We start from the raw sequence: 12,566 nt of genomic DNA, 5'->3' as shown, positions 1-12,566 counted from the left end.
TCTCTGCATGGGCAGGATGCAGGTGAGGGACCATGGCCAGACGCCCGGCAAAGACAGGCGGATCGATCGCGCGCGGCGCCGGCGTCGCGCTGGGCGAGGCCGTGTTCCGCTCGCTCTGCCAGGCGCTTCAGGCCGGCAGCTACCGCGCCGGCGACCGTCTGCGCGAGGAAGAGGTCGCCCAGCGGCTCAAGGTCAGCCGCACGCCGGTGCGCGAAGCATTAGGCCGGCTTGCCGCACGCGGCTTCGTCGAGCCCGCCGGCGGCCGCGGGCTGATCGTGCGCAACCTCGACATTTCCGAGGTGCTGGAGCTCTATGCCATGCGCGAGATCATGGAAGGCGCCGCCGCGCGCCTTGCCGCTGCGCATGCCTCGCCTCCCGAGGTCGACGCACTCAGGGATATCGAGCAGGCTTTTGTCGAGACCACCGACGCCGCCGAGATGGCGAAGCTCAACCGTGCCTTCCACGAAGCGATCTGCCGTGCCGCGCGCAACCGCTATCTCGACAACGCCTCCCGCGAATTACAGGACTGGATCGCTCTGCTTGGCCCGACCACCTTCACCGTATCGGGCCGGCCCTCAACCAGTCACGGCGAGCACCAGGCGATCATCGATGCCATCGCGGCGCGCGACGGCGACAAGGCCGAGCAGATCGCGCGCGCGCACATCCGCGAGGCGCTGCGCTGCCGGCTGAAATTGTTGCAGAAACAGTAGCTAAAGCATGATCCGGAAAAGTGCGCAGCGCTTTTCCGAAAGATCATGCGCAAACAACAAGCTAAAGCGCGGTGACGAATCATCCTGATCTCATCGCGCTTTAGGCCTCGAACACGCGCTCGAAAAGCCAGTAACCGCCGACCAGGCTGATGGCCGCGGATACAGCATAGACCAGCCTTGCCGCCCTGACCGGCTTGGCCGGGTCGGCTGCGATCAGCCGGTCGAACAGGCTGAGCATCGGCAGCACGATCGCGACGATCGCGACCTGCCCGATCTCGACGCCGACATTGAAAGCCGCGAGCGCCGGCACGATCGCGTCCGTCGGTAGGCCGACCTCCCTTAGCGCGCCGGCGAAACCGAAGCCATGGATCAGTCCGAACAGGAAGGTCACGCGCCAACGCCTGTCGATGTCGCGCGAGAAGAAATTCTCGACGGCCACGAACACGATGGAGACGGCGATCGCCGGCTCGACGATGCGGCTCGGAATGACGACGACGTTTAGCGCTGCCAGCGACAGCGTGATCGAATGGGCGATGGTGAAGGCGGTGACGATCTTGATGACCGGAACGAGTCGGCGTGCCCACAGCACGACCGCGATCAGGAAGGCGATGTGGTCATAGCCGAGAAAGATGTGCTCGATGCCGGTGAGGAGATAGCGCTGCATCGTCGACCACAGCGGCGGCGCCGGCGCCGAGAGCGTGACGGCGATATTGCCGGCATCGAGCAGCGCCTGCGCCTCGGACTTGCCCTGCGCGACCAGCACCACCTGCCGCGCGGTCGGATCCTTCTCGGTCAGCACAGTGGAGCGGTAGATGATGTCGCCCGTGACGGCGGTGCAGGCAAAACTGTTGCGGTAGATCACGCCGTCGCCGTCGGCGAGGATCACGGCCGCTCCTGCGGCGCAGCCGCTCCCACCGGTGCCGGCGACGGCCAGATGCGCCTTGAAATAGACCAGGATCAACGACGCAGCCGCATCGACCGCGGCGGGATCGACCGCATCCGCCGTCGCGTCATAAAGCTTGGTGCCGACGAGGCGGTCGACATCACTGCCCTTGAGCGCGACCTCGATGACCACCGTGCGGTCCGCAGCCAGCGCCACGCGCGCCGTCGAGAGGTTGACCTGATGCGCGCGCACCGGCGCGCCAAGGCCGAGCAGGATCACGCCGAGCAGCAGGAGGCGGAGCAGGCTCATGATCCCGCTCCGACCGCGCGCAGCAGCTCCGTCAACCGGCGCATTTCGAACTCGGCCACGGTGACCACCGTCCCATCGGGCGCGAGGCGCGCATAGCGGTCGAGGCTGTCGGCGGACGCGCCGAATTCGAGCCTTGCCAACGGCGCAGATGCGTCGCGAGCAAAGACCAGCACGATCAGGCTCGGCAGGTTGAGCCCGTAGCGGGCCAGTTGCGACGGATCGGCGGGTCCAACATGCGTCTCGATCGCGCTCGCATCGAATGCGCGCAGCGCTGCGTCGATGATGCGGGCCTGCTCGGGATTGGCGACATGCACAACGTTACCGGCAGCATGGTTGTGCAGGCCGAGATGACGGAACCAGTTGCCGTCGGCGTCGCGTTCGAAGCGGGTGAGCTTGCCGGCGAACAGGATCTCGAGCGCCCACACCTGCGCCATCGACACCGGCAGCAATAGGCTCCTGCCGCGGCTTGTCGCGTCCGGTCCGGTCGGCCCGCGCAGACGGCGCGCCATATCGAGCGTGACACGCCACTCATCGCCGACATGGCGCGGCATCAGATACACCGCGGGACGCCCGGCGATCCGGACATAGTGAGAGGTGCTCGCGGGGTTGAGCGTGCCCACATTCATCGACGTCGCCGAGCCATCGGCCGTCTCGATCGCGGCAACGGTTGCGGGCGGATCGAGACCAAATGCGGCAAAGCTCGCCGTGGTGAGCTCGCTTGCCGGAATTTCGCGTGCAGGCTCGCTGACGGTGACAAGCCGTAGCGCGGTTTCGAGATGCGATTTGAGCTCGGCCGGCAAGGCACCGTTCAGCCCCTCGATCGTCCACTCACCGCCCTCGCGCACCAGGACGACACTGTCGCTGCCGGAACGGATTTCCACCCGTCGCGCGTCCGCGGGTGCGATGGTCACAAGACCCTTCGGCGCAAAAGCAACCTTGCTGCGCAGCTCCGGCCATTGTCCGCTGATGATCAGGACAGCCAGCAGTCCAGCGAGGCAGGCAGCCAGCAGCGGCGTCAGCCATCGGGCCGTTCCGCGTGCGGCCGTCCCGTCCGTCACCGTCGCCTCCACCACATTGCAACACCGAACACTGCCGTGCTCAGCGGCAGCAGCACCTCGAGCACGATGAAGGTGTCGCGCATCTGGCTGCTGGTCAACACGATCTCCGGCAGCTTGAAGGTCTGCGGTGCGATGCTCGGCGTCGTGTCGTCCTCGGCGAGCCAGCGCAGCATCGCGAGCGACAGTTCGCCATTGGAGACGTAAGGAAAATATTCGTTGCTCGCGACCTTGCTGGTGCCGGCCACGACCAGGCGGAAGCGCTTGTCCGGCACCGCGCCCGGCCAGCTGCCTTCGAGCGCAACCGCGAGCGGCTGCGCGCTCCGCCGTGCGCCCGGCGCTTCGCCATCGGCTGCGGCCGGCGCTGCACTCGGCGAGCGCAGATAACTATCCTGGCTGCTCGCGGCCAGCACGATGAGACTGACCCCGGACGGCGGCTGCGCCACCGCGAGCGGCCGCGCTTGCGGAAACACGGTCAGCGCCAAACGCTTCGTGATCGGGTGGGGCGGATAATAGGGCACGGCGACCTTGTCCGCATCGGTGCGGAAATGATTGAGCGGATCGATGACGATCGCAGCCTCGCTCGACAGGCCCACGGGCTTGAGCAGCAACCGCTCAAAATCGCCGTCGACGTGCGAGAGCGGATCGATCAGCAACAACAACCGGCCACCACCCCTCACATAATCGCCGAGCAGCGCGGTCTCGCGAGCGTCAAAAGCCGTGCGTGGACCGATATCTGCGACGACCGAGCAATCGGACGGAATGGCGGACGCGGTCGCCGTGACGAGCTCGCGCATCTCGAAGCCGATCTGGTTCAGCGCCAGCAGCAGCCGGTCGAGCGCTTCGGGCGCCGTCTCCAGCACGTCGCCGGCGCCGGGCGTCTCGTGCCCCTTCAGGGTCTCGACATGGCTGAAGTGGAAGTGCGGGGGCAGCGGACGGAACGTCTCGCCGTGGCCGGTGACGAAGCAGACTGTCTCCACGCGCTTGCGCAGCACGCGGAGCGCCGCATAGCCGATGCGGGCGGGATCGATGACGTTTTCGACCAGAACCTTGCGGTCGTCGGCCTGCAAGACCGCCGTATTATAGGCGCGCACGCCGAGATCGCGGGCAAGGCCGGGCTCCTTATCGAGGTCGATGGCGCGGAAGGCGAGCAGCGGGTGGTTGCGCGCGGCGGTCTGAACGAGGTCACGGACCGCGATCGCGTTGGCGTCACTCGCATTGTAGAAATAGGTCAGCGCGAGCGGCGCGGGCAGTTGCGCGATCACGTCGGTGAGCTGTTGCGGCGGCGTGTTGCGCCCTTCCCGGCTGACGTCGAAATGCACGTCGTGACGGTACAGCGCGACGTTGGCGCTGATCACGGCTACGACCGCAGCAATGACGACCGACGCGTTGGCAAGCCAGGCCGACCAGCGCGCGCCGCCGCCGCGCAAGGGAAGCCGCATCGCGAGCATGAACAGCGCGAGCAACGCCAGGACGCAGGCGGCGAACAAGACGCTGTTCGATGCGGTCTCGCCGAACCCTGCAAAGCCGAGCGCGCCGCAAACGATCGCGGCGGCCGCCAATGCGAGGAAACCAATGTTGGATCTCGCGGAGCCGCGCATCGCCTGCGCCCTCAGCGCCGCGCCAGCGCGCGGACCGTCAACAGCAGCGTCAACAGGGTGACGCTGAGGAAGAAGCCCACGTCGGACAGATAGATCGAACCGACGGCAAAGGGACGGAAATGGATCGAGAGCGACAGGTTCACCACCAGCGTGTCGGCGGGACTCGGCAGCAACCAGCCGAAATTGTCGATGATCCAGAGCAGCAGAAATACGCTGAGCGAGATCATTGCGGCGATCACCTGGTTGGCCGTCAGCGCCGAGGCGAGCAGCCCCGCGCCGACCAGCGCCGATCCGAACAGCAGCAAGCCGAAATAGCCGCTATAGATCGGTCCGAAATCGGGGTCCCCGAACCAGGCGAGCGCAGCCGCGTAGGCCCCAGACAGCACCAACATGACTACGATCAGACTCATCGCGGCCAGGAACTTTGCGAGCACGATCGCGACCTCCGAGACCGGCGCGGTCAACAGAACCTCCAGCGTCTTCAACTTCCGCTCCTCGGCGAACAGACGCATCGTGATCAGCGGAACGGTCAGCATGAACAGCACGAACATCTGGAAGAAGATGTGCACCATACTGGGCTGGTGGCTGAGGAACAGGGTGAGCGTGAAGCTGTAGCCCATGATCAGCAGGAACACCGTCATCAGCACGTAGGCGATCGGCGAGGAGAACAGCGCCGTCGCTTCCTTCCCTAGCAGCACCGCAAAGCTTCTCATGCGGCCGCCTCCGGTTGCCGTGTGAGATCGAGGAACACCCGTTCGAGATCGGGCCGCAGTTCGGTCAGCTCGCGCAACGGGATCTGGGCCGCAACCAGGGCGGAGACCAGGTCCTCCGCGAGCAACGGACGCCGCTCCGTCCTGATCCGAAAGCGTCCGGCGCTGCCCGGATCGGCGACAATCTCGCGAATGCCGGCGACCGTCTTTGTCGCATTGCGCACAGCATCTTCTGTCGCGTCTGCCGACAGTCGCAATGCGAGGTCCTGCGCGGCGTCCTTCAGCGCATCGGACGTCAGAAGCATGCCATCGAGCAGGATCATCACGCGGGACGCCATCTTCTCGATTTCGGGCAGGATGTGCGAAGCCATCAGCACGGTGTGACGTCCGGCCAATGACTGGATCAAGTCGCGCACGGCGATCACCTGGTGCGGATCGAGACCGCTGGTCGGCTCGTCCAGCACGAGAACTTTTGGATCGCCCAGCAGCGCTTGCGCGATCGAGACACGCTGGCGGAAGCCGCGCGACAGCTTTCCGGTCGTGAGGCTCATGACACGGGCAAGGTCGAGCCGCTCGGCGGCCTCGTCGACCGCCGCCCTCGCCTTCGGCCCGCGCAATCCCTTGATGCCGGCCATGAAATGCAGGAACTCGCCGACCCGCATATGGTCGTAGAGCGGCGCATCTTCCGGCACATAGCTGATGGCGCGGCGCACGCCGAGCGAGTCTTCGATGACATCGTGGCCCGCGACCTCGATCCGTCCAGAGGTCGGCACCAGATAGCCGGTAAGCATGCGGAAGATCGTGCTCTTGCCGGAACCGTTCGGCCCCAACAGGCCGACGATCTCGCCGGGCGCGATCGCAAAAGACACGTCCGCAACTGCGCGCCGCGGTCCGTACCATTTTGTTACGCGCTCGGCGACGACGACCGGAGAGACAGCCGACAGCATGGAGACCTTACACCCCCTGTGGCAGGCACCGCGTGAGACTACCGCGCAAAATCCCGGGCGAGGGCCCGGGATGATGACGCATGTGCGATGGCCCGAAGTCGCGACCAATCACTCGTAGAATTCGGGCGAATGCTTGTGCGCCTTGAACGTATCGGGGTCATGGGCATAGATGATGTCGGCGCCCTCGGTGTCCCGAACCCGCTTCACCCAAGCGTAGGCATCGAGCATGCCGACCGGATCGTAGACGCTGCCGATGCTCGGCAGGATGTTCTTGTCCAGATTCTCCTGGAGATAGACGGCGTCGCTAGTCAGCACCACCGTGCCGGTCTTCGGCAGGCGCACGACCAGGATTTGACTTCCGGGCGTATGCGACACGGTGCGGTGGATGAATACGCTGTTGTCGCCGAACAGGTCGAGATCGCCGTCGAGCTCGATGGTCTTGTACTTGGAGGGCATGCCTCCGCCGACGCTGTTGCGCAGCATGGCGAAATCATCGGTGATGAAGAAGGTCGCGTAGCCCGGCGCAGGCCAGAACGCGTTCCTCATCTCGTCGCGCTGGTACACGAAGGTCGAATCCAGGAACTTGCCGATGTTACCGGCGTGATCGACGTGGAAATGGCCGAGGATGACATATTTGATGTCGGACGGCTTCACGTTGATCTTGGAAAGCTGCGCGTCGATGGCGATTTCGGGCGAACGGCCCGGATCAAGCGCCTTGACGAACGGGCCCCAATAGTCGGGATCCTTGATGATGCGGTCGTTATTGCCGCAATCGAACAAAATGTCGCCCTTGGGGTGGCGGATCAGGAAGAAACCGACAGGGATCTGGACCTTGCCGCTGCTGCCGTTCTGAATGATCGACTTGTCGAGATTGAGCGCTCCCGAAGAGAAGACGTAGAGCTTCATCTCCTTGGGCGGTTCAGCGGCCAGCGCGGCTGCCGAAATAAAAAAAAGTCCTGCGGCCAGCGAGCCAAGGACCTTCAACGCAGTCACCCGCATGTCGTCCTCCCTGTTTTCGACGCACTTTTTTTCAGCGGATTGCAGCACCCTACCATAGTCTAACGCCGCTGTGCAGGCTCCATGCACGCGAGCGTGCAAATAAATCGACCTGCGCGGCGCGCGGCGTGCTTTGTGCGCTGCAATTCGATGGCTCGAGATGGCCCACGGTCGCGTTTAGCTCAGGCGACGACGTCCGCCACGACCAGCTTCAGGGCGTCCCGCAGATCGGCCGGCTTGAGCCGCACTTGCAGGCCGCGTTGACCGCCATTGAGATAGACCAGATCATGCGTGAGCGCGCTCTGCTCGATCACCGTGCGGACCGGCTTGCGCTGTCCGAACGGGCTGATGCCGCCGACCTTGTAGCCGGTGACGCGCTCGGCTTCGGGCGGCTTCATCATCTGCGCCGACTTGCCACCCACGGCCGCGGCGAGCTTCTTCATGGAGACTTCCTGGTCGGACGGGACGATCACGCAAACCGGCTTGCCGTCGATTAGCGCCATCAGCGTCTTGAGGACGCGCGCCGGATCCTCACCGAGCGCGGCGGCGGCCTGGAGGCCGATGCTCTGCGCGTCGGGATCGTAGTCGTAGCTGTGGACGGTGAAGACGACGCGGGCGGCTTCAAGCGCGCGTGTGGCGGGGGTGACCTTGGACATGGGCCACATTTACCACCGTCATTGCGAGGAGCGAAGGGATGACGATGTGGATGCACACGCGCGCCACACCTTCAGTGTCGTCCCCGCGAACGAGAGGACGACACCGTGGATGAGGCAGACGCCGTACCGCCGCCCCTACTCCGCCGCGTCCCGCATCTCGGCGCGCTCGGCCCTGGCCGCACAGAACTTGAACTCCGGGATCTTGCCGAACGGATCGAGCGCCGGGTTGGTCAGGAGGTTCGCCGCCGCCTCGGCGTAGCAGAACGGCATGAAGACCATGTTCTCCGGCACGTCGCGGTCGGAGCGGACCTTGACCTCGACGGCGCCGCGGCGGGTCTCGAGGCGAATGAAATCGCCCGGCGCAAGCTTCTTCCTGTGCATGTCCTTCGGCGACATGAACGCGACCGCCTCCGGCTCGATCTGGTCGAGCACCTGGGCGCGGCGCGTCATCGAGCCGGTGTGCCAGTGCTCCAGCACGCGGCCGGTCGAGAGCACCATCGGATACTCGGCATCCGGCAGCTCATCGGGCGGGATGACCTTAGCCGGCACGATCTTGCCGCGGCCGCTCGCAGTCGGGAAGCCCGTGGTGAAGATGATCTCGTTGCCGGGCTTGTTCGGATCATCGGCCGGATAGGTCACGGCACCTTCGCGCACCAGCCGCTCCCAGCTGATGTTCTTCAGCGACGGCATCAGCTCCGCCATCTCGGTGTAGACGTCGCCGGGACCGGAATAATTCCAGGGCAGGCCCATCCGCTTGCCGATCTCCTGGATGATCCAGAGATCCTGGCGCGCATCGCCCGGCGGCTTGATCACCTGACGCGCGAGCTGCACGCGGCGATCGGTATTGGTGAAAGAGCCCTCCTTCTCGGCGAAGGCCGAGGCCGGCAGGATGACGTCGGCGTGGAACGCGGTCTCGGTGACGAACAGATCCTGCACCACGAGATGATCGAGCATCGCGAGCGCCTGCCGCGCGTGCTGGAGATCGGGGTCGGACATCGCGGGATTCTCGCCCTCGATATACATGCCCTTGATCTCGCCGGCGTGGATCGCGTTCATGATCTCGACGACGGTGAGGCCGCGGACGGGATCGAGGTCCTGCTGCCAGAGCTTCTCGAAAGCACCGCGCATGTCGTCGCGGCCGACCGGCTGATAGTCCGGCAGGAACATCGGGATCAGGCCGGCGTCGGAGGCGCCCTGCACGTTGTTCTGGCCGCGCAGCGGATGCAGACCGGTCCCTGGCCGGCCGACCTGACCGGTGATCAGCGCCAGCGCAATCAGGCAGCGCGCGTTGTCTGTGCCGTGGACATGCTGGCTGATGCCCATGCCCCAGAAGATGATCGACGACTTTGCCCGCGCATAGGTGCGCGCCACCTCGCGCAGCGTCTGCGCCGGGATGCCGCAGATTGGCTCCATCTTCTCCGGCGTGAACTCCTTGATCTTCTCTTTGAGCTGCTCGAACCCTTCGGTGTAGCCGGCGATGTACTGGTCGTCGGTTAGGCCCTCGGTGATGATCGTGTTGATCATCGCGTTCAGCATGGCGACGTCGGAGCCGGGCTTGAACTGGAGATGCTTGGTCGCGTGGCGCGACAGCGTCTGCCGGCGCGGATCCATCACGAACAGCTTTGCCCCATTCTTCACGGCGTTCTTCATGAACGTCGCCGCGACCGGATGGTTCACCGTCGGATTGGCGCCAATCACCCAGATCACCTCGGCATCCATCGCCGCCGAGAACGGCGCCGACACCGCGCCCGAGCTCAGGCCTTCGAACAGCGCCGCCACCGACGAGGCGTGGCAGAGACGGGTGCAATGATCGACGTTGTTCGAGCCAAAACCGGTGCGTACCAGCTTCTGGAACAGATAGGCCTCTTCGTTCGAGCCCTTGGCCGAACCGAAGCCGGCCAGCGCCTTCGCGCCCTTCTCGTCACGTATCTTGACGAGGCCCTTGGCGGCAATGTCGAGCGCCTCTTCCCAACTCGCTTCGCGGAAATGGGTGAAGGGATTGGCGGGATCGACCTGGTCGTTGGCATCCTTCTTCGCATTCGGCAGCCGCACCAGCGGTGTTGTGAGCCGATGCGGATGATGGATGTAGTCGAAGCCGAAGCGGCCCTTCACGCAGAGACGATTGTGGTTCGCGGGGCCATCGCGACCTTCGGCATAGATCACCTTCTCGTCCTTGACCTCGTAGGTGACCTGGCAACCGACGCCGCAGAACGGGCAGAGCGAGTCTACCTTCTTGTCGGCGTACACGACGCGCGTCTGCTTCTCGTCGAGCATCACGGCCGGCATCAACGCTCCGGTCGGGCAGGCCTGCACGCATTCGCCGCAGGCAACGCAAGTGGACTCGCCCATGGGATCGTCGAAGTCGAACACGATTTTGGAATCGTGGTTGCGATAAGCCATGCCGATGACGTCGTTGACCTGGACTTCGCGGCAGGCGCGCACGCAGAGGCCGCACTGGATGCAGGCGTCGAGATTGACACGCATCGCCGGATGGCTGGCGTCGGTCTCCCAGCGCTCGGCGGCGGGGAAGCGGCTTTCGGTGACGCCCGTGGTCTCGGCCCAATGCCAGAACTTCGAATCCGGATCGTGGCTGGTCTCGCGCGCCGGCTGGTCGGCGACCAGCAGCTCCATCACCATCTTCTGCGCAGCAGTCGCGCGCGCGGATTCGGTCTTCACCTTCATACCGACCGACGGCGTACGCTTGCAGGATGCCGCCAGAACGCGCTCGCCCTCGATCTCGACCATGCAGGCGCGGCAATTGCCGTCGGGGCGATAGTCGGGCGCAGGCGAATAGCAGAGATGCGGGATGTCGCGGCCCTGGCGTTTTGCCACCTGCCAGATCGTCTCGCCGGGCCTGGCCTCGACCTGCTTGCCGTCGAGCTCGAACGTAATCTTCGTCATTCCGCCGCTTCCTTGAACTCCTCAGGGAAATATTTGATCACGGAGGACAGCGGATTCGATGCCGCCTGTCCGAGCCCGCAGATCGAGGCATCGCGCATCGCCTGGCTCAATTCTTCCAGCAAGGCGCGGTTCCAGACCGGCTTCTGCATCAGCAGCGCCGCCTTCTGGGTTCCGACCCGGCACGGCGTGCATTGGCCGCAGCTCTCGTCCTCGAAAAACTTCATCAGGTTGAGTGCGGCCGCGCGCACGCTGTCCTTCTGCGACAGGATCACGATCGCGGCCGAGCCGATGAAGCAGCCGTATTTTTCCAGCGTGCCGAAATCGAGCGGGATGTCATCCATCGAGGCCGGCAAGATGCCGCCGGAGGCGCCGCCCGGAAGGTACGCGTAGAACTGATGGCCGTCGGCCATGCCGCCGCAATATTCATCGACCAGCTCGCGCACGGTGATGCCCGCGGGCGCCAGCTTCATGCCGGGATTTTTCACGCGGCCCGAGACCGAGAAGCTGCGCAGGCCGTGGCGCTCATGGCGGCCATGACCCTTCCACCAATCGGCGCCCTTCTCGACGATGTCGCGCACCCACCACAGCGTCTCGATGTTGTTGATCAGCGTCGGCAGGCCAAACAGGCCGACCTGGAACGGATAAGGCGGCTTGTGCCGGGGCAGGCCGCGCTTGCCCTCGATGCTTTCCAGCAGCGAGGACTCTTCTCCGCAGATATAGGCGCCGGCGCCGCGGCGCATGTGCAGCGTCGGGCCGCCCGCCGGAAGCTTGGCGATCTCGCGCTCGAGGATCTCGCGCGAGGCCGGATATTCATCGCGCAAGTAAATGTAGACGTCGGAGGCCTGCACCACATGCGCGCCGATCAGCATGCCCTCGATGAAGCGATGCGGATCGGTTTCGAGATAATAGCGGTCCTTGAACGTGCCGGGCTCGCCCTCGTCGCCGTTGATCGCCATCAGCCGCGGACCGGGTTCGCCCAGGACCGCGCGCCATTTGCGCCCGGTGGGGAAGCCGGCGCCGCCAAGGCCGCGCAGCGAGGCGTCATCGAGCGCCTTCAGCAAATCATCCTTCGACAATTCGCCGGAGCGCACGCGGCCCAGCAGCTTATAGCCACCGCCAGCGACATAGGCGTCGTAGTCGACATAATCGGGCAGATGCGCGTGGGTGTCGCCGGCCTTCGCCGCCGCCATCACATTGGCAACCGTGGCGTGATCGACGAAGTTGTGGCCGACTTCCGCGGCGGGCGCGGTGTCGCAGCGCCCGACGCAGGGCGCGCGGACGACGCGGACGCCGGGACCGGAGGCGTCCTGCAAGTCCGCGAGAAGCTTCTCGCCGCCAAGCATCGCGCAGGTCAGCGAATCGCAGACACGGATCGTGAGCGGCGGAATGTTCGGCTCGCCCTCTTTGACCACGTCAAAGTGCGCGTAGAAGGTCGCGGTCTCGAACACTTCGGCGAAGGCGAGCTTCATCTCGTCGGCAAGCGCCGCCAGATGCGCGGCCGAGATCTGGTGATATCGGTCCTGGATCAGGTGGAGATATTCGATCAGGAGATCGCGCCGCCGCGGCCGATCGCCGAGCAATTGCTCGATCTCATGGGCGGCTATGGGGTCGACCTGCCGCCCCTTGGGCGTGGCCTTGGCGCGCCGGCGCCCCTCGCCCGGATGCTCGAATTCCCTGACCTTGTGAACGTCGTCGTTGCTGCTCATGGAAACGTCGCGTTCTCCTCAAAAGCGCGATGACCTCAGGCGGGATCGCCATCGCGATCCGCCATTTCCAGGCCTGTCGGACGGGAACCGCG

The 12,566-nt window shown here is 65.1% G+C and carries 10 protein-coding genes; 1 reads left to right on the top strand and 9 read right to left on the bottom strand.

Annotation, left to right across the window (positions count from 1 at the left end; all coding sequences use genetic code 11):
* Positions 1-32: 32 nt before the first annotated feature.
* Entirely contained in the window at positions 33-710 is a 678-nt protein-coding gene (locus AC5V87_RS09680; protein ID WP_495370798.1) for a GntR family transcriptional regulator, read from the top strand.
* 100 nt (positions 711-810) lie between these two features.
* Here AC5V87_RS09680 and AC5V87_RS09675 read toward each other — a convergent pair whose 3' ends face one another.
* The 9 genes from AC5V87_RS09675 to AC5V87_RS09635 all read right to left on the bottom strand — a co-directional run bounded on the left by AC5V87_RS09675 (position 811) and on the right by AC5V87_RS09635 (position 12,474).
* Complete coding sequence (locus AC5V87_RS09675) at positions 811-1,902, bottom strand: HupE/UreJ family protein (protein WP_495370797.1); 1,092 nt, start codon at positions 1,900-1,902, stop codon at positions 811-813.
* Positions 1,899-2,960 carry a DUF4340 domain-containing protein gene (locus AC5V87_RS09670; protein ID WP_495370796.1) on the bottom strand — a complete coding sequence of 354 codons (1,062 nt, stop codon included), beginning with the start codon at positions 2,958-2,960 and terminating at the stop codon, positions 1,899-1,901. Before AC5V87_RS09670 ends, AC5V87_RS09675 begins: the two co-directional genes overlap by 4 nt.
* A complete protein-coding gene (locus tag AC5V87_RS09665; protein WP_495370795.1) occupies positions 2,957-4,558 on the bottom strand; it encodes a Gldg family protein in 1,602 nt (533 codons plus the stop codon). Before AC5V87_RS09665 ends, AC5V87_RS09670 begins: the two co-directional genes overlap by 4 nt.
* An 11-nt stretch (positions 4,559-4,569) precedes the next feature.
* Complete coding sequence (locus tag AC5V87_RS09660; protein WP_456840342.1) at positions 4,570-5,271, bottom strand: ABC transporter permease; 702 nt, start codon at positions 5,269-5,271, stop codon at positions 4,570-4,572.
* Positions 5,268-6,215, bottom strand: coding sequence for an ABC transporter ATP-binding protein (locus tag AC5V87_RS09655; protein WP_456840343.1), 948 nt, complete (start codon positions 6,213-6,215; stop codon positions 5,268-5,270). Before AC5V87_RS09655 ends, AC5V87_RS09660 begins: the two co-directional genes overlap by 4 nt.
* A 108-nt stretch (positions 6,216-6,323) precedes the next feature.
* Positions 6,324-7,214 (bottom strand): N-acyl homoserine lactonase family protein, encoded by an 891-nt coding sequence (locus tag AC5V87_RS09650; RefSeq protein WP_456840344.1) that lies wholly within the window; start codon positions 7,212-7,214, stop codon positions 6,324-6,326.
* Between the two features lie 179 nt (positions 7,215-7,393).
* Positions 7,394-7,867 carry a Cys-tRNA(Pro) deacylase gene (gene ybaK, locus AC5V87_RS09645; RefSeq protein WP_456840345.1) on the bottom strand — a complete coding sequence of 158 codons (474 nt, stop codon included), beginning with the start codon at positions 7,865-7,867 and terminating at the stop codon, positions 7,394-7,396.
* A gap of 135 nt (positions 7,868-8,002) precedes the next feature.
* Positions 8,003-10,768, bottom strand: a complete 2,766-nt coding sequence (gene fdhF, locus AC5V87_RS09640) for a formate dehydrogenase subunit alpha (RefSeq protein WP_456840346.1) — start codon at positions 10,766-10,768, stop codon at positions 8,003-8,005.
* Positions 10,765-12,474: an NADH-ubiquinone oxidoreductase-F iron-sulfur binding region domain-containing protein gene (locus tag AC5V87_RS09635; RefSeq protein WP_456840347.1), complete on the bottom strand. Its 1,710-nt coding sequence runs from the start codon at positions 12,472-12,474 to the stop codon at positions 10,765-10,767. The genes fdhF and AC5V87_RS09635 overlap by 4 nt, the downstream gene beginning before the upstream one ends.
* Positions 12,475-12,566: the final 92 nt, after the last annotated feature.

It is taken from the genome of Bradyrhizobium sp. SOJA106 (assembly GCF_059448745.1).
This window is presented reverse-complemented; position numbering and strand designations above follow the sequence as displayed.